The organism is Methylobacterium segetis, from assembly GCF_004348265.1.
Taxonomy (GTDB): domain Bacteria; phylum Pseudomonadota; class Alphaproteobacteria; order Rhizobiales; family Beijerinckiaceae; genus Methylobacterium; species Methylobacterium segetis.
The window spans coordinates 1-16,213 of sequence record NZ_SMNT01000111.1; the positions used below are offsets into that span (position 1 = coordinate 1).

Annotated in this window: 18 protein-coding genes; 15 read left to right on the forward strand and 3 right to left on the reverse strand. The window is 69.2% G+C overall.

Annotation, left to right across the window (positions count from 1 at the left end; all coding sequences use genetic code 11):
• Positions 1-42 precede the first annotated feature (42 nt).
• The 15 genes from E1J50_RS22040 (at position 43) to folK (ending at position 12,856) form a co-directional block, all read left to right on the forward strand.
• The gene (locus E1J50_RS22040; RefSeq protein ID WP_132255924.1) at positions 43-1,686 is read left to right on the forward strand and encodes a formylmethanofuran dehydrogenase subunit A; all 1,644 of its coding nucleotides are present in this window, start codon (positions 43-45) and stop codon (positions 1,684-1,686) included.
• A 55-nt stretch (positions 1,687-1,741) separates the two neighbouring features.
• Positions 1,742-2,680 (forward strand): formylmethanofuran--tetrahydromethanopterin N-formyltransferase, encoded by a 939-nt coding sequence (gene fhcD / locus E1J50_RS22045; RefSeq protein ID WP_132255925.1) that lies wholly within the window; start codon positions 1,742-1,744, stop codon positions 2,678-2,680.
• Entirely contained in the window at positions 2,677-3,471 is a 795-nt protein-coding gene (locus tag E1J50_RS22050) for a formylmethanofuran dehydrogenase subunit C (RefSeq protein ID WP_132255926.1), read from the forward strand. The genes fhcD and E1J50_RS22050 overlap by 4 nt, the downstream gene beginning before the upstream one ends.
• Positions 3,472-3,601: 130 nt before the next feature.
• Positions 3,602-3,808: a hypothetical protein gene (locus E1J50_RS22055; protein WP_132255927.1), complete on the forward strand. Its 207-nt coding sequence runs from the start codon at positions 3,602-3,604 to the stop codon at positions 3,806-3,808.
• A 246-nt stretch (positions 3,809-4,054) separates the two neighbouring features.
• Complete coding sequence (locus tag E1J50_RS22060; protein WP_132255928.1) at positions 4,055-5,671, forward strand: sensor histidine kinase; 1,617 nt, start codon at positions 4,055-4,057, stop codon at positions 5,669-5,671.
• Positions 5,668-6,372 carry a response regulator transcription factor gene (locus E1J50_RS22065; RefSeq protein WP_109892360.1) on the forward strand — a complete coding sequence of 235 codons (705 nt, stop codon included), beginning with the start codon at positions 5,668-5,670 and terminating at the stop codon, positions 6,370-6,372. Before E1J50_RS22060 ends, E1J50_RS22065 begins: the two co-directional genes overlap by 4 nt.
• Positions 6,373-6,551: 179 nt before the next feature.
• Positions 6,552-6,641: a pyrroloquinoline quinone precursor peptide PqqA gene (pqqA, locus tag E1J50_RS22070; RefSeq protein WP_109896664.1), complete on the forward strand. Its 90-nt coding sequence runs from the start codon at positions 6,552-6,554 to the stop codon at positions 6,639-6,641.
• A gap of 45 nt (positions 6,642-6,686) precedes the next feature.
• The gene (gene pqqB, locus E1J50_RS22075) at positions 6,687-7,586 is read left to right on the forward strand and encodes a pyrroloquinoline quinone biosynthesis protein PqqB (RefSeq protein ID WP_132255929.1); all 900 of its coding nucleotides are present in this window, start codon (positions 6,687-6,689) and stop codon (positions 7,584-7,586) included.
• Positions 7,587-7,747: 161 nt separating this feature from the next.
• Positions 7,748-8,833: a pyrroloquinoline-quinone synthase PqqC gene (gene pqqC, locus E1J50_RS22080; protein ID WP_132255930.1), complete on the forward strand. Its 1,086-nt coding sequence runs from the start codon at positions 7,748-7,750 to the stop codon at positions 8,831-8,833.
• A complete protein-coding gene (pqqE, locus tag E1J50_RS22085) occupies positions 8,830-9,975 on the forward strand; it encodes a pyrroloquinoline quinone biosynthesis protein PqqE (RefSeq protein WP_132255931.1) in 1,146 nt (381 codons plus the stop codon). The genes pqqC and pqqE overlap by 4 nt, the downstream gene beginning before the upstream one ends.
• A 44-nt stretch (positions 9,976-10,019) precedes the next feature.
• Positions 10,020-10,682 (forward strand): hypothetical protein, encoded by a 663-nt coding sequence (locus E1J50_RS22090; RefSeq protein WP_245516698.1) that lies wholly within the window; start codon positions 10,020-10,022, stop codon positions 10,680-10,682.
• Entirely contained in the window at positions 10,663-11,031 is a 369-nt protein-coding gene (locus E1J50_RS22095; RefSeq protein ID WP_132255933.1) for a hypothetical protein, read from the forward strand. The genes E1J50_RS22090 and E1J50_RS22095 overlap by 20 nt, the downstream gene beginning before the upstream one ends.
• A gap of 204 nt (positions 11,032-11,235) precedes the next feature.
• The gene (folP, locus tag E1J50_RS22100; RefSeq protein WP_207919269.1) at positions 11,236-12,012 is read left to right on the forward strand and encodes a dihydropteroate synthase; all 777 of its coding nucleotides are present in this window, start codon (positions 11,236-11,238) and stop codon (positions 12,010-12,012) included.
• A complete protein-coding gene (gene folB, locus E1J50_RS22105; protein WP_132255935.1) occupies positions 12,012-12,383 on the forward strand; it encodes a dihydroneopterin aldolase in 372 nt (123 codons plus the stop codon). Before folP ends, folB begins: the two co-directional genes overlap by 1 nt.
• The gene (gene folK, locus E1J50_RS22110) at positions 12,380-12,856 is read left to right on the forward strand and encodes a 2-amino-4-hydroxy-6-hydroxymethyldihydropteridine diphosphokinase (protein WP_132255936.1); all 477 of its coding nucleotides are present in this window, start codon (positions 12,380-12,382) and stop codon (positions 12,854-12,856) included. Before folB ends, folK begins: the two co-directional genes overlap by 4 nt.
• A gap of 48 nt (positions 12,857-12,904) precedes the next feature.
• Here the strand turns inward: folK and xoxJ are convergent, their stop codons facing one another.
• The 3 genes from xoxJ to E1J50_RS22125 form a co-directional block, all read right to left on the reverse strand.
• Complete coding sequence (xoxJ, locus tag E1J50_RS22115) at positions 12,905-13,759, reverse strand: rare earth element methanol dehydrogenase accessory protein XoxJ (protein WP_132255937.1); 855 nt, start codon at positions 13,757-13,759, stop codon at positions 12,905-12,907.
• Positions 13,759-14,367 carry a c-type cytochrome, methanol metabolism-related gene (locus E1J50_RS22120; protein ID WP_132255938.1) on the reverse strand — a complete coding sequence of 203 codons (609 nt, stop codon included), beginning with the start codon at positions 14,365-14,367 and terminating at the stop codon, positions 13,759-13,761. The genes xoxJ and E1J50_RS22120 overlap by 1 nt, the downstream gene beginning before the upstream one ends.
• 142 nt (positions 14,368-14,509) lie before the next feature.
• The coding region (locus E1J50_RS22125; protein ID WP_132255939.1) for a methanol/ethanol family PQQ-dependent dehydrogenase at positions 14,510-16,213 on the reverse strand (1,704 nt) is incomplete at its 5' end.

The window sequence follows — 16,213 nt, forward strand, 5'->3', positions numbered from 1 at the left end:
CGGCCGCATCCGCGACCGCCTCACCGAACAGAAGGGCGCCTGATGCTGATCCGGATCACAGGTGGACGGGTCGTCGATCCGACGGCCGGCCGCGACGCCGTCGGCGACGTCTGGATCGAGAGCGGCCGCGTCGTCGCGCCCTCCGAGCGCGCGCCCGACCGCACGGTCGACGCGTCGGGCTGCGTCGTGATGGCGGGCGGCGTCGAGGTCCATTCGCACATCGCGGGCGGCAACGTCGTGCTCTCGCGGCTGCTCCTGCCCGACCTCTACGTCAGCGAGGCCGCCCCCGAAGGCCATCCCTTCGCGCATGCGGGCGGCTCGGCCGCCTGGATCGGCGCGAACTATGCGCGGATGGGCTACACCACCGCCGTCGAGCCCGCGATGCCGCCGGTCAACGCGCTGGCGACCCAGCTCGAACTCGCCGACATCCCGCTCCTCGACCGGGGCGCGCTCTGCGTGATGGGCAACGACGACCACCTGCTCCAGCTCCTGCGCGACCGCGAGGGCAAAGCGGCGGTGCGGGACCTCGTGGCGCTCAACACGGCGACCTCGCGGGCGCTCGGGGTGAAGTGCATCAATGCCGGCGGCGCCTCCGCCTTCAAGGACGGCGCGCTCAAGCTCAGCCTGGACGACGAGATCCCGACCTACGGGCTCTCGACCCGCAAGATCATGAGCGCGCTCCTCGACGCCGTCGAGGAGATCGGCGTGCCGCACCCGCTGCACGTCCATTGCAACAATCTCGGGCTCCCCGGCGCCGACGAGTCCTTCGTGGCGACGCTGGAGGCGGCGGAGGGGCGGCGCATCCACTTCGCCCACGCCCAGTTCTACGCCTACGGCGTGGTCGACCCCGAGAACCCGATGACGGGCGGCTTCCGCTCGGCCGCGGAGCGCCTGACGCAGGCGATGGAGGCGCACCCGAACGCGACCTTCGACGTCGGGCAGGTGGTGTTCGGGCAGACGGTGACGATCTCCCTCGACATCCTGCGCCAGTTCGCGGGCCGGAAGGGCGCCAACCCGAAGAAGTGGATCCTCAACGCGGGCGATGCGGAGGGGGGCGGCGTGGTGCCCTTCCTCTACCGGCCGCGCGGCCCGACGAGCTCTCTTCAATGGGCGATCGGCCTGGAGCTGATGCTGCTCTCGGGCGACCCGGAGCGGACGATCCTGACGACCGACCACCCGAATGGCGGCCCCTTCACGGAATACCCGCGCATCATCCACCTCCTGATGGACAAGGAGGAGCGGGACCGCGAGATCGCGACCCTGCCGAAGGTGGTGGGCGAACGCTCCTCGCTGCCGGGCATCGAGCGGGAATACACGCTCTCCGAGATCGCGAAGCTCACCCGCTCGGGACCGGCCAAGCTGCTGGGCCTCACCGACCGGGGTCACCTGCGCGAGGGCGCGCGGGCCGACGTCGCGATCTACCGCGACGACCGCGACCGCACGGCGATGTTCGCGCGGGCGAAGCTCGTGCTGAAGGACGGCGTGCCGATCGTCGAGGAGGGCGAGATCGTCGACTGGCGCGCCGGACGCACGCTCGAACTCACGGTCGAGTCCGACAAGGCGATGGAGCGGCGCACCGACACCTACCTGCAGGACCGCTACGGCCAGGGGCTAGCCAGCTTCGCCGTGCCGGACGCGGCCTTCCCCGTCGCCGACGTGTTCGAGGAGGTGGCATGCCGCGCCTGAGAACCGCCCTCCGTCCGCAGGACGGCACCCCGCACGACCGGATCGAAGTCTGACGATGGCTGACCTCTCCCTCAACGGCATCCCGGTCGAGGACACCTTCGCCGAGGCGTTCGACGTGGCCGGCACCGCGATCATCGTCACCAACGACACGCCCAAATGGGCGATGATCGCCGCCACCGTGATGACGGGCTTCGCCACCTCGGTGATCGGCTGCGGCGCCGAGGCCGGCATCGACGCCGAACTCTCCCCCGAGGAGACGCCGGACGGGCGCCCGGGCGTGCGCATCCTGCTCTTCGGCTTCGAGCCGAACGGGCTCAAGGAGCAGCTCCTCAAGCGCGTCGGGCAGTGCATCCTCACCTGCCCCGGCACCGCCTGCTACGCCGGCGTCGAGGGGCCGACGAAGATCAAGCTCGGCGGCGCGATCCGCTATTTCGGCGACGGCTTCGCGGTGGCCAAGCGGCTGACCGACGCGCAGGGCAAGGCGCGCCGGTACTGGCGCATCCCGGTCATGGACGGCGAGTTCCTGTGCGAGGATTCAACCCGGGCGGTCGACGGCGCGGTGGGCGGCGGAAACCTCCTGTTCCTCGGCCGCAAGCACGCCGACACGCTCAAGGTCGCCGAGATCGCGGTCGAGGCGGCGAAGTCCGTGCCCGGCGCGATCCTGCCGTTTCCCGGCGGCGTGGTGCGCTCCGGCTCGAAGGTCGGCGGCCGCACCAAGGGGATGATGGCCTCGACCAACGATGCCTATTGCCCGACGCTGAAAGGACGCGCCGGCTCGGCCCTGCCGCCCGATTGCGGCGTGGTGCTGGAGATCGTGATCGACGCGCTCACCTCGCAGGGCGTGGCCGAGTCGATGCGTGCGGCGCTCCACGCGGCGACCGAGGTGGGTGCGAGCCACGGGCTCGTGGCGGTCACCGCCGGCAATTACGGCGGCAATCTCGGGCGCCACCATTACCACCTCCGGGACCTCCTCACGAAACCGGGTGCAGCATGAGCGTCCTGACCTTGCGCGAGGCTCCGCCCGAGCGCCTCGACTTCCACAGCATCAACCCGCTCGCCCTCGCGAAGCTGTCCGAGATCGAGGCGGCCAAGCTCCCGGTCGGAACGAGCCGCCGGGGCCTCACCCTCGGCGATTGTTTCTCGGTGAGCCTCGACGGATCCGACACGCTCACGATCGAGGGCGGTTCGGAGCGGCTCGACCGGGTCGGCGCCGCCCTGTCCGGAGGCACGATCCGGGTCGCGGGCGATGTCGGCCAGCGCCTCGGCGAGGGCATGGCGGGCGGCACGCTCACCGTGGCCGGCAATGCGGGGCCCTTCGCCGGCAGCGGCGCCACCGGCGGCACGATCACGATCGAGGGTGATGCCGGCGACCACGCGGGCGGCGCGGTCTACGCGGCGAAGGCCGGGCTCGACGGGGCGACCCTGGTGATCAAGGGCCGGGCCGGCGACCATCTCGGCGACCGGATGCGGCGCGGCCTCCTCGTCGCGGGTGAGGTGGGACATCATGCCGGCGCACGCATGATCGCGGGCACGATCGCGGCGCTCGCGGTCGGTGATCATCCCGGCTTCGGCATGCGTCGCGGCACGCTGCTCGTCGGCAGCCACGGCGCGATGAGCCCGACCTTCGTCGAGACGGGCAGCCACGACCTCGTCTTCCTGCGCCTCCTCGCCCGCTCGCTGCGGGGCGTGAGCCCGGCCCATGCCGACCTCGCGGCGGGCGCGCTGAAGCGCTACTCGGGCGACCTCGCGACCCTCGGCAAGGGCGAGATCTGGGCCGCGGCTTAGGCCCTGCCGACCTGCCGCGGGGGCTGGCCGGCGCGCCCGGCCGCCTCATTTATGGGCGGCAGAACCTGAGCCGGCTTCGCGCGAAGCACGGGCGCGTCGGGTTCCCTCCGCCCACGACGAGGCCCGCCCCATGATGATCCTGCTCTCGATCTGCCTCCTCGCGCAGCCGACCACCTGCCGCGAGGATCGGATCAACCTGTCCTACGAGGCGACGAACCCGTTCATCTGCCTTCGCCACTCGCAGAGCGCGCTCGCCACGTGGCAGGCGGCGCATCCCGAATGGCACGTCGAGCGCTGGCGCTGCGCGGCCCGCGGCAGCCAGCCGAAGGATCTGTGAGGGGCAGCACTCGAATTTCGCTCGAGCGTGTCGGCGCGTCCGGCGGGTCGACACGATCGCGAATTGGGGCGACGCCGGGTTTCGGCGATCGAGCGAGCCGGCGCACCGCCCCGACACCGGGCAACGATCGTTCGGGAATGAAGCTGTCGTCGTCGTGATCCGCCCCTTGGCCTCGCGCGGCGTCGGTGACACTCTCCGGCCGCGCCGCCGGCCCCCGCACGGTCCGGGCGGCGGGGTATGGGGTCGATGCGCTCGCTCAAGGTCCGTTTCGCGCTGCTGCTCGGCAGCTCCGCCCTGCTCGTCGTCCTCGCGGCCGCCGGCGCGCTCTGGTCGATCGCGGCGACCGAGAGCACCCTCGACCGGACGCTCGCCGCCCAGCACCGGCTCGAACTCCTCGCGGAGCTGTCCGGCCGCCTGACCCAGTTCGGCCTCGCCGCCCTCGAGACGGTGAGCGGCTCCGAGGCGCAGCCGGAAACCTTCTCGATCGCCCGCACCAACGTCGACCGGGCGCTGACCGCCGTCGACGAGGCGCTCGCCGCCACGATCATCGCCACGAACGACCCGCTCGACCGGACGCAATACGCGGCCCGCACCCGGCCCATGTCCCAGATCAGGGCCGCCCGGGTGATCCTCGACCGGCAGGTCGCGCAGATCGAGCGGCAACTCGACCCGGAGGCGCGCAAGAACGGCATCAAGGGCGCGCTCAACGGCTTCGGCGCCATGACGGGCCAGCCCCTATCCTTCCTGATCGAGGCCGAGCGGCGCACCATGGTGCTCGGTTCCGAGCAGGCCCGCGCGCTGTCGCAGCGCCTGCGCCTCGCCGCCGGGGCGGCCGTGCTCGTCGCCTTCGGGATCGTGTTCGTGCTCTACCGCTCGGTGACGCGCCCGACGCTCGCGCGCATCGCCGCGATCCGGAAGGCCGCGGGTGCCGTGGGCGGGGGCGAACTCGACACGCGGCTCTCGGTGGCGACCCGCGACGAGCTCGGCCTGCTCGTCGCGAACTTCAACCGCATGGCCGCCCGCCTCTCCCGGCGCGAGGGCCGCCTCGCGGCCGACCGGGCCGCACTGGAGGACACGGTCGAGGCGCGCACGGCCGATCTGCGCGCCGCCAACGCGCGGCTGGAGGCGGTCGACCGGTCCCGCCGCCGCTTCTTCGCCGACGTCAGCCACGAATTGCGCACGCCGCTCACCGTCATCCTCGGCGAGTGCGACCTCGCCGCCCGGCAGGCCGGGCGCAGCGTCGATTACGGACCTGTCTTCGCCACCATCCGCAAGCGGGCCCAGCGCCTGAAGCTGCGGGTGGAGGATCTGCTGCGGGTCGCCCGCTCGGAATCGGGCCAGATCGAGCTGGAGCGCCGCGCCGTCAGCGTGGCCTCGATCCTCGCCGAGGCCGTGGACAACGCCGCCTCCGAGGCCGCGCGCCGCCGCGTCGCCCTCGACCTGGAGCCGGGCTCGCGGGATTGCGAGGTGCTGGCCGACCGGGAATGGCTGCGGCAGGTGGTGGAGAGCCTGATCGACAACGCCCTGCGGCACGCCACCGGCGCGACGCGCGTCACGGTGGCCCTGCGCGCCGAAGAGGTCGCGCCCGGTCACGCGACCATCACGGTCAGCGACGACGGGCCGGGCTTCGGGGCGTCGGAGGCCGAGCTGTTCGAGCGCTTCCGGCGCGGGGACCGTCCGGCGGAGACGGGTTTCGGCATCGGCTTGGCACTGGCGCGGTGGGTGATTGAGCATCATGATGGGACGATCCGCCTCGGGCGGGGCGAGGGCGGACGGGGCGCGCGGGTGACGCTGACGCTGCCCGCCCTCGACCTCGCCGACGTCGAGAATCAGGGGCGGGACACACGGGAGAGCGCCGCATGACGCGGGTACTGATCGTCGAGGATGACAGCGACATCCGCGCCATGCTGGCCCGCGGTTTGGAGGCCGAGGGCTTCTCCGTCGGCATGGCGGGCTGCGTCGGGGACGCCCTGACCGCCGCCCGGGACGACGCGCCGGAGGCGGTCGTCCTCGACATCACCCTGCCGGACGGGTCCGGCCATGACGTCTGCCGGTCGCTGCGCGAGGGCGGCTATCCCGGTCCGATCCTGTTTCTCAGTGCCCGCGACGAGGTGCGCGACCGCGCGGAGGGACTGGCGCTCGGGGCGGACGACTACATCGTGAAGCCGTTCGTCTTCGACGAGCTCGTCGCCCGGCTCCGCACCCACCTTCTCCGCCGAAAGGAATCGGACGAGCCGCGGACCATCGTCACCGCCGGCAAGCTCACCCTCGACCTCAACACCCGGCAGATGAATTTCGGGGATGCGTCAGCACGCCTCACGCCGCGCGAAGCGGAACTCCTCGCCATGCTGATGGACCAAGCGAACAAACCCGTCTCGCGCGGCGACATCTTCGACAAGCTGTGGGCGAGCCAGGGCGGCCTGTCCCTGAATGTCGTCGATGTCTACGTGGGTTACCTCCGATCCAAGATGGCGGATTTCGTGCGGTTCGGCGGTCCGATCCTGGTCACCGTGCGCGGCCGCGGGTTCATGCTCGACCTGCGCGGGCAGGACTACCGACATTGATCCTCACGGCCTCGTGACGGTGCATTTCTGGGAGCATCTGGCAATTTAGCGCTTGAAGAGTCGGCCGGAATTGCCGATATAGCTCGCGCAGCAGAAATCACTGCGCCGTCAGTATCTTAGGATCCTCTTAAGGAGGTTTCGAAAGGGATTGGCGATCGAAAAGAACCTGGAGAAACACCATGAAGTGGGCAGCCCCCGTCGTTTCCGAGATCTGCGTCGGCATGGAAGTCACGAGCTACGAGTCGGCCGAGATCGACACCTTCCACTAAGGTGATGCGCCGGACCGAGGGTCGCAGGCTGCGTGAGAGCTTTCCATGCGTGTCGTGATCCTCGGTTCGGCTGCCGGCGGCGGCCTTCCCCAGTGGAATTGCCGCTGCCCCATCTGCTCGCTCGCGCGAGCCGAGCCGGAGCGCGTCAGGCCGCGCACCCAGTCGAGCATCGCGGTCTCCCCTGACGGAACCGACTGGCTCCTGGTGAATGCCTCGCCGGACATCCGGCAGCAACTCTTCGACAATCCCGTGCTGCATCCGCGCGAGGGCCTGCGCCACTCGCCGATCCGCGCCGTCCTCCTCACGAACGGCGACGTCGACCATGTGGCCGGGCTGCTGACCCTGCGCGAGGGACAGCCCTTCACCCTCTACGGCACGAACGGGATCCTCGGCTCGGTCAACGACAACCGCGTCTTCGACGTGATGGCGGCCGATGTCGTGAGGCGCGAGGCGATCTCGCTCGATGAGACCTTCGAGCCCGTCGCGGGCCTCTCCGTCACCCTCTTCTCCGTGCCGGGTAAGGTGCCGCTCTGGCTCGAGGACGAGACGATGCAGATCGGCGCCGAGACCGAGACCACGGTCGGCGCCATGATCGAGGCGGGCGGCAAGCGCCTCGCCTACATCCCCGGCTGCGCCCGCGTCACCGACGGCCTGAGGGCGCGGATCGAGGGGGTCGACGCGCTCCTGTTCGACGGCACCGTGCTGCACGACGACGACATGATCCGGGCCGGCGTCGGCACCAAGACGGGCTGGCGCATGGGCCACGTGCCGATGCGCGGCGAGGGTGGCTCGGTGGAGGCGCTCGCTCCGGTGGCCATCGGCCGACGCATCTTCGTGCACATCAACAACACGAACCCGGTCTTGGTGGAGGGCTCGTCCGAGCGCTCGGACGTCGAGTCCGCCGGCTGGACGGTCGGCCATGACGGGCTCGCGCTGACGCTCTGAATCATCCGTCCGGCGGGTGCCGGATTGGAATTTTAGTGCAGCAGGTTTATATTGGACGCGATATAATCGCGCGGATGAGGCGGTGGCTCATCGGCCCGCCCCGCCCCATCTTGATAACGGTTCCAGGAAACGCGACTCGAAGACGGACGCTTGGATACGCCATGACCGCAGCCTTCCCGACCCCCGCTGCCGACGAGACCCAGCGGCTGCTCAGCCCCGAGGAACTGGAGGCGGCGCTCCGCGACATCGGCGCCAAGCGCTACCACAACCTGCACCCGTTCCATCGTCTTCTTCACGACGGCAAGTTGAACAAGGATCAGGTCCGGGCCTGGGCTCTCAACCGCTACTATTATCAGGCGATGATCCCGGTGAAGGACGCCGCGGTGCTTGCCCGGATGACGGACGCGTCCCTGCGCCGCGTGTGGCGCCAGCGCATCGTCGATCACGACGGCGACCATCCGGGCGACGGCGGCATCGAGCGCTGGCTGAAGCTTGCCGAGGGCGTCGGCTTCGAGCGCGACTACGTGCTCTCGACCAAGGGCATCCTCTCGGCGACCCGCTTCTCGGTCGACGCCTACGTGCATTTCGTGTCCGAGCGCTCGCTGCTCGAGGCGATCGCCTCCTCGCTCACCGAGATGTTCTCGCCGACGATCATCTCCGAGCGCGTCTCGGGCATGCTGAAGAACTACGACTTCATCACGAAGGACACGCTCGCCTATTTCGACAAGCGCCTGACCCAGGCCCCGCGCGACGCGGACTTCGCCCTCGACTACGTGAAGCAGCACGCCACCACCCCGGCCCTGCAGCGGCAGGCGATGGCGGCCCTCACCTTCAAGTGCAACGTCCTCTGGACGCAGCTCGACGCCCTCTATTTCGCCTATGTCGCGCCCGGCATGACCCCGCCCGACGCGTGGCGCCCGGGCGAGGGTCTGGTGGCCGAGATTGCGGCCGTCCCGCAGGCGGCCGGCACCGGCAGGGTCGAGGCCGGCGACGTCCCGCGCCTGCCCCGCGGCGTCCGGCTGCGCTTCGACGAGACGCGGCAGAAGCACGTCCTGCTCGCGCCCGAGCGGACGTTCGACCTCGACGACAACGCGGTCGCCGTCCTCAGCCTCGTCGACGGCAGCCGGACGGTCACGGATATCGCGATCAAGCTCGGCGAGACCTACGCCGCCGACCCGAAGCTGATCGAGGCCGACATCCTCGTGATGCTGAACGACCTCGCGACCAAGAGGGTGCTGGAGCGATGAACGCGATCACGCCGAGCCGTCAAGCGGTCCCCGCCCCGGTCGGGCTCCTGGCCGAGCTGACCCACCGCTGCCCCCTGCGCTGCCCCTATTGCTCGAATCCGCTGGAACTCGACCGGCGCTCGCGCGAGCTCGACACGCAGACGTGGCAGCGGGTGCTGACGGAGGCCGCTGCGCTCGGCGTGCTCCACGTTCACCTCTCCGGCGGCGAGCCGACGGCCCGCAACGACATCGTCGAGATCACCGAGACCTGCGCCAAGCTCGGCCTCTACTCGAACCTGATCACCTCGGGGGTCGGCGGGGCGCTCGACAAGCTCCAGGCCCTCTACGATGTCGGGCTCGACCACGTGCAGCTCTCGGTCCAGGGGGTCGACGCGGCGAATGCCGAGAAGATCGGCGGGCTGAAGAACGCGCAGCCTCAGAAGATGCTCTTCGCCGAGAAGGTGACGAGCCTCGGCCTGCCGCTGACGCTCAATTCCGTGATCCACCGCGGCAACATCCACGAGGTCGAGGGGTTCATCGACCTCGCGGTGAAGCTCGGCGCCAAGCGGCTCGAAGTGGCCCACACCCAGTATTACGGCTGGGCCTACGTGAACCGCGCCTCCCTGATGCCCAACAAGGCCGACGTCGACGCCTCGATCCGCATCGTCGAGGCGGCCCGCGAGCGGCTGAAGGGCCAGCTCGTCATCGATCTCGTCGTGCCGGATTACTACGCGAAATACCCGAAGGCCTGTGCGGGCGGCTGGGGCCGCAAGCTGATGAACGTCACGCCGCAGGGGAAGGTTCTGCCCTGCCACGCGGCCGAGACGATTTCGCACCTTGAGTTCTGGTACGTGACGGAGCATTCGCTGGGCGACATCTGGGCAAACTCCCCCGCCTTCACCGCCTATCGCGGCACCGACTGGATGCAGGAGCCCTGCCGCTCCTGCGACCGCCGGGAGAAGGATTGGGGCGGGTGCCGTTGCCAAGCGCTCGCGCTGGCGGGCGACGCGGCGGCGACCGACCCGGCCTGCTCGCTCTCTCCGCTCCACGCCAAGGTGCGGGCGCTGGCAGCGGAGGAGGCGGCGGAGAACCCGCCCGACTACGTCTATCGGACGATCGGCAGCAACGTCCGGTCGCCGCTGAAGGAGGAAGCGAAGCTGTGAGGATCCTGACGACCGCGGCCTGTCTCGTCCTGCTCGCCGCGCCCGTGTTCGCTCAAACGGCGCCGGCGCAAGCGCCCGCCGCCGAGAAGGTCAATGCCGGAAGCCCGCCGGCCGCCGCCGACCTGCTCTTCGAGCAGCCGCAGATGAAGAACACCACGCCCGGCACGACGCTCACCTACGCGTATCTGCGCCGCTCGGGCATCGCCAAGGGGCCGTTCGGCCCGACCCTCAACGACACGATCAAGCTGAAGCTCGAGCCCGGCAAGGGCGCCGACGACCGCACCATCCGCGTCGAGATGTTCTCGGGTCAGAACCGCTTTCCGGCCGGCCCCTTCGAGGACATGCCGGGCAATCCGGTCATGACGCTCTTCCTGGAGCATCACCTGATGGCGCTCGCCAAGGTGCTGGAGGCGAACCCGCGCTATCTCAAGAACGCGATCCGCAAGGGCCTGCGCGACGGCGCCACCGTGACCCCGACGAAGGTGACCTACCAGGGTCGGGAAGTCGACGGCTGGCGCATCCAGACCAAGCCCTTCGAGGGCGACAAGCTCGCCGACCGGATGCGCGGCATGGCGAACATGACCTACACCTTCGTCACCTCGCCGGCCGTGCCGGGCGAGCTGGTCTCGATCGAGGCCCAGTCCAAGAACGCCGAGGGCGGCGAACTCCTCGAGGAGCGGTTGAGCTATGATCAGAAAGCTGGCTGAGCGCGGCGCGTTCGCGGGGCTCGTTCTCGCGGCTCTGGTCGGGCCGGGTCTCGCGGCTGCGGATCTCGAGAACGACTACCCGACCGAGGCGCGGGCCGACTACGTGTTCGGCTGCATGGCGGCGAATGGGCAGACCCGCGAGGCGCTCCAGCGCTGCTCCTGCTCCCTCGACGCCCTCGCCTCGATCCTACCCTACGACAAGTACGTGCAGGCGAGCACGGTTCTGTCCATGCGCCAGGGCATCGGCCAGCGCTCGAACGAGTTCCGGTCGACCAAGATGTTCGACGACAAGGTCGCGGAACTGCGCCGCGCCCAGGCCGAGGCGGAGATCCGCTGCTTCCGCGGCTGAGCGAGCCGGCACCCCGCGCCACTCTCGGGAACGGGCCATCGTCGCGTGGCCCTTCCCCGTTGCCTCCCCGGCCGCTTTCGTCCAAACCCGGGCGCTTCCGGGGCTGCGACGCCCCGCTCGTGCAGGGCCCCGCGTTTTACCGTGAGCGACACATCCTCCGCCCTCGCCCGCCTCCGTCCCGGCCTCGGCCAGCGGACGCTCGTGATGGGCATTCTCAACGTCACGCCGGACTCGTTCTCGGACGGTGGCCGCTTCCTGGGCGAGGACGCCGCGACGGCTCAGGCGGACGCCCTCGTCGCTGAGGGCGCCGCCCTCGTCGATATCGGCGGGGAATCGACCCGCCCCGGCCACACTCCGGTGACCGCCGAAGAGGAACAGGCCCGCGTCCTGCCGGTCATCAAGGCGCTCGCCTCCCGCCTGCCGGTTCCGATCTCGATCGATACCTACAAGGCCTCGACCGCCGAGGTCGCGCTGCAGGCGGGCGCTCGGATCGTCAACGACGTCTGGGGCCTCCAGCGCGAGCCCGACATCGCCCGCGTCGCCGCCGCGCACGGCGCGCCCGTCATCGTCATGCACAACCGCGAGACGATCGACGCCAGCCTCGACATCGTCGACGACATGCGGCTCTTCTTCGAGCGCTCTCTCGCCATCGCCCGCCGCGCCGGCATCCCGGATGCCGACATCGTCCTCGATCCCGGCATCGGCTTCGGCAAGAGCTGGGAGCAGCATCTCGAAGCCCTGCGGCGCCTGCCCGAGATCCGGGCCCTCGGCTTCCCGCTCCTCGTCGGCGTCTCGCGCAAGTCGCTCCTCGGGCGGCTGCACGACCGCGAGACCCGGCCTGTCGACCGCCTGCACGGGTCGATCGCGGCGCACGTCCTCGCCGGCACCCTGGGGGCGGACATCGTACGCGTGCACGACGTCGCCGCCCATATCGACGCGATGCGCGTGGTCGACGCCGTGATGCGGCGGGACGCCCGCTGATGGGGGACCGCATCCTCGTCCACCGCATCGCGGTCTACGCCTATCACGGCCTCCTGACGGAGGAGGCGCGGCTCGGACAGCGCTTCTACATCTCTCTTGATGCCAGCCTCGACCTGAGCGCGGCGGGCCGCTCGGACGACGTTGCGCAGACCGTCAGCTACGCGGACCTGACCGAGATCGCGGTCGGGATCGCGACAGGGCAGCGCTTCGCCCTGATCGAGGCGCTGGCCGAGGCGATCGCGGAGGCCGCCCTCGCGCGATTTCCGCCTCTCCTCTCGATCACCGTCCGGGTCGACAAGCCGAGCGCGCCCGTGCCGGCGGTGATCGAGGGTGTCAGCATCGAGATCACGCGCGGAAGGGCCGCCGGATGAACCATCAGGCCTATCTCGGGCTCGGCAGCAACATCGGCGACAAGCGGGCGAATCTCGAAGCCGCCGTCGAGGGGCTTCGCGCCCGGCCCGGCATCCGGATCACCGCGCGCTCGCGCGACTATCGCACGCCACCCTGGGGGGACACGGACCAGGACTGGTTCCTCAACGCCGCGATCGGCATCGAGACCGACCTGAGCCCCCACGACCTCCTCGAAGCCTGCCTCGCCACGGAAGCCGCCCTCGGGCGCGTGCGCGAGCGCCGCTGGGGCCCGCGCGTGATCGACATCGATGTCCTGTCCTATGCCGGTGCCGAGGTCTCGGACGAGCGCCTCGTCCTGCCCCACCGCTACGTCCGCGAGCGGGCCTTCGTGCTCGTGCCACTCGCCGAGATCGCCCCGGACCTCGTCATCGGTGGCGAGACCGTCGCGGAGGCGCTGACAAAGCTCGACGCCACCGGCATCACGCCGGTCTGACCGGGGAGCGGATATGCGAAGGGCCGGACCGCTGTCCCGGCCCTCGCCTCAGTTCTTCTCCGGCTCGAGGAGCTTGTTCTCCTCCTCCTGCAGGAGCGGCACCTGATACTCCCGCAGCACCTGCTCGATGTCGGCGCGGCGCTTGCGCAGGATGGTGTTGAGGGTCCGCTTCCAGTCGTTCTCCTCGTGCCGCACCCCCATCGAGATGCGGAAGGTGAGGGCCGGACGGTCGGGCTCCTGCAGAAGAGGGACCACGTCCATCTCGACCCCGCTCTGCTTGGCGAGCCAGCCCGCGGCCGGCCCCCAGAGGATTGCGGCATCGAGCTTCTTCTCGGCGAGATCCGCGATGACCTCGGCCGCCACGGTCTGGTGCTTGCGCGAGGGATCGAGCTGATAGGGCGCGTAGGCCTTCATCACGCTGACGAGGCCGAGATCGCCCATCCGGCTCACCGGCGGCGTGCCGGCGATGACGCCGATCGCCTTGCCCTTGAGCTTCGGGTCATCGAGACGCGTCACGCCCGCGAGGTCGCCCTTTCGCGAGACCAGCGTGTAGGCCGAGCGGTAATAGGGGTTGGTGTTCTGCACGAGCTCGGCGCCCGAGGCGGAGCCGATGATGAGGTCGCACAGGCCGGTGCCGAGTGTGTTCCGGACGAAGCCCGGCCCCTGAGTCAGCCAGTAATAGCGGAGCTTGACCTTGAGTTCGTCCGCGACGATCGCGGCGATCTTGTTCTCGAAACCATCCTCCTTGCGCTGGGAGAACGGCATGTTGCCCGGGTCGCCGCAGACGCGCAGAACGTCCGTCGTGACGAGGTCGGGCAGATGCTGCGCGGCGGCGTCCCGCGCTCCTGCTGATCCGAGCAGGAGCGCGAGCGTGGCAGCGAGAAGCCGGCTGGAGCGGGACATTAACCGCCCAGGCACTCCTTCTCGGTCGTCTTGACCGCCTCCGGCTTCTCTTCCTTCTCGCCCGGGCGGGCACGGCCCCAGGCGCCGGCGGCGCGGGCCTTCAGGTAGACGTAGAGGTCGTCGGCGTAGCACATCACGTTCTTGTTATCGCCGAAGGCCGGCATGACCTTCTCCTGGCCGGCCTCGGTGTCGCGCTTTCCGCCGGCGAGAATGCCGATGAACTCCTCGTAGGAGAGGCGCTTCAGCGAATCCTTGAGAGCGGGGGCGTAGGTCGAGCCCATCGCGTCCGGGCCGTGACAGACGTGGCACTCCGCGTGATAGCGGCGGTAGCCGGAATACAGATACCAGTCGACCTTCTTGCCCTCGTTGGTGACGCGGAAGGTCGGGTGACCCTGACTGTCGAGATACTTGCCGTCGTCCACCTTCACGGCCGCGTCGCGAGCCAGGAGCTTCTCGTCCTTCTCCTTGTCGTTCGGATTCAAGGAGTTGGCGAGGGCGGGATCGGCAGCGGGCTTGGCATCCTCAGCATGTACGGCGACCGATGAGACGGCCGCTAGGGCGAGGGCAGCCACGATGGGCCGCAGGACGGTGTTGCTGAGGTAATGCAAGAGACGTTTCTCCCTGAGACACCCGGCCGGACCGGGATCTGTGCCCGGCCGCTCTTCCTTACTTACAAGACATCTAAATCATAAGGATGCCGGCGCGGAAACCCGCGCCGGCACCCGTTTCATGCTGATCCTCTGCGACCGATTAGTTCGGCAGCGTGAAGACGGTCAGCTGACCACCGAGGTTGGTGTAGTTCGACAGAGCCGCGTAGCCGCCGACCGCGCCGAGACCGGCATTCGGATCGGTCAGGCCCGCCGCCAGGCCGATGCCGGCCCAGCCGCCGACACCCGACAGGACGCCGACATACTGCTTGCCCTTGTGCTGGTAGGTCATCACGTTGCCGATGATGCCCGACGGGGTCTTGAACTTGTAGAGTTCCTTGCCCGTCTTCGAGTCGACCGCCTTCAGGTAGCCCTCCAGCGTGCCGTAGAAGACCACGTCACCGGCGGTGGCGAGCGCGCCCGACCACACCGAGAACTGCTCCGGGTTCGACCACTTGATCTTACCGTTCACACCGTCCCAGGCGATGAAGTTGCCCATGCCGCCATGCGAGTTGGGGGCCGGGTACATCGACAGGGTCGCGCCGACATAGGGCTGGCCCGGGGTGTAGGACACCTTGAAGGGCTCGTAATCCATGCAGACGTGGTTGGTGGGCACGTAGAACAGCTGCGTCTTCGGCGAGTAGGCCGCGGGCTGCTGGTCCTTCGAACCGAGGGCGGCCGGGCAGATGCCCTTCGAGTTCACGTCCTCGCCGTTCTGCTCGGTCGAGTACTTCGACACGACCAGCGGGCGGCCGTAGGTCTTCGAACCCTTGTCCATGTCGACCTTGGTGGCCCAGTTCACCACCGGATCGTACTTCTCGGCGACGACGAGTTCGCCGGTTGCACGGTCGAGGGTGTAGCCGAAGCCGTTGCGGTCGAAGTGGGTGAGCAGCGGACGCTCCTTGTCGCCGACCTTCTGGTCGGAGAGGATCATCTCGTTGATGCCGTCGTAGTCCCACTCGTCGTGGGGGGTCATCTGGTAGACCCACTTGGCCATGCCGGTGTCCGGGTTACGCGCCCAGATCGTCATCGACCACTTGTTGTCGCCCGGACGCTGCTTCGGGTTCCAGGTCGAGGGGTTGCCCGAGCCGTAATACATCAGGTCGAGCTTCGGGTCGTAGGAGAACCAGCCCCAGGTGCAGCCGCCGCCCGTCTTCCACTGATCGCCTTCCCAGGTCTTCAGCGAGGAATCCTTGCCGACCGGCTTGCCGAGCGAGGTGGTCTTCTCGGGATCCATGATCATGTCGGCGTCCGGGCCCTGGGAGTGGCCGCGCCACACCTTCTTACCGGACTTCAGGTCGTAGGCGGTGACGTGGCAGTTCACGCCGAACTCGCCGCCCGAGATGCCGACGATGACCTTGTCCTTCACCGGCAGCACGGTGGCGGTGTTGGTCTCGCCCTTCTTCGGGTCGCCGTTGACGACCGACCAGTTCACCTTGCCCGACTTGGCATCGAGCGAGACGAGGGTGGTGTCGGCCTGGTGCAGCAGGATGGCGCCGTCGGCATAGGCCAGGCCACGGTTGACCGTGTCGCAGCACATGACCGGGATCACGGACGGGTCCTGCTTGGGCTCGTACTTCCAGACGATCTTGGCGTCGTGGTCGAGGTCGAGCGCGTAGACGATGTTGGGGAAGGGGGTGTGCACGTACATCATGTTGCCGACGACGAGCGGGGAGCCCTCGTGGCCGCGCAGCACGCCGGTCGAGAAGGTCCAGGCGACCTGGAGGTTCTTGACGTTGCCGGCGTTGATCTGGTCGAGCTTCGAGTAACGGGTGTTGGCGTAGTCAACCGTCTGAAGCACCTGCTG

Excerpts from the sequence above, each read along its gene's own strand:
- E1J50_RS22040 (WP_132255924.1), top strand. The coding sequence starts at position 43 with ATGCTGATCCGGATCACAGGTGGACGGGTCGTCGATCCGACGGCCGGC.
- folP (WP_207919269.1), top strand. The coding sequence starts at position 11,236 with ATGGGCATTCTCAACGTCACGCCGGACTCGTTCTCGGACGGTGGCCGC.
- pqqB (WP_132255929.1), top strand. The coding sequence starts at position 6,687 with ATGCGTGTCGTGATCCTCGGTTCGGCTGCCGGCGGCGGCCTTCCCCAG.
- xoxJ (WP_132255937.1), bottom strand. The coding sequence starts at position 13,759 with ATGTCCCGCTCCAGCCGGCTTCTCGCTGCCACGCTCGCGCTCCTGCTC.
- pqqC (WP_132255930.1), top strand. The coding sequence starts at position 7,748 with ATGACCGCAGCCTTCCCGACCCCCGCTGCCGACGAGACCCAGCGGCTG.
- folB (WP_132255935.1), top strand. The coding sequence starts at position 12,012 with ATGGGGGACCGCATCCTCGTCCACCGCATCGCGGTCTACGCCTATCAC.
- folK (WP_132255936.1), top strand. The coding sequence starts at position 12,380 with ATGAACCATCAGGCCTATCTCGGGCTCGGCAGCAACATCGGCGACAAG.
- E1J50_RS22065 (WP_109892360.1), top strand. The coding sequence starts at position 5,668 with ATGACGCGGGTACTGATCGTCGAGGATGACAGCGACATCCGCGCCATG.
- fhcD (WP_132255925.1), top strand. The coding sequence starts at position 1,742 with ATGGCTGACCTCTCCCTCAACGGCATCCCGGTCGAGGACACCTTCGCC.
- pqqE (WP_132255931.1), top strand. The coding sequence starts at position 8,830 with ATGAACGCGATCACGCCGAGCCGTCAAGCGGTCCCCGCCCCGGTCGGG.
- pqqA (WP_109896664.1), top strand. The coding sequence starts at position 6,552 with ATGAAGTGGGCAGCCCCCGTCGTTTCCGAGATCTGCGTCGGCATGGAA.
- E1J50_RS22050 (WP_132255926.1), top strand. The coding sequence starts at position 2,677 with ATGAGCGTCCTGACCTTGCGCGAGGCTCCGCCCGAGCGCCTCGACTTC.
- E1J50_RS22060 (WP_132255928.1), top strand. The coding sequence starts at position 4,055 with ATGCGCTCGCTCAAGGTCCGTTTCGCGCTGCTGCTCGGCAGCTCCGCC.
- E1J50_RS22095 (WP_132255933.1), top strand. The coding sequence starts at position 10,663 with ATGATCAGAAAGCTGGCTGAGCGCGGCGCGTTCGCGGGGCTCGTTCTC.
- E1J50_RS22055 (WP_132255927.1), top strand. The coding sequence starts at position 3,602 with ATGATGATCCTGCTCTCGATCTGCCTCCTCGCGCAGCCGACCACCTGC.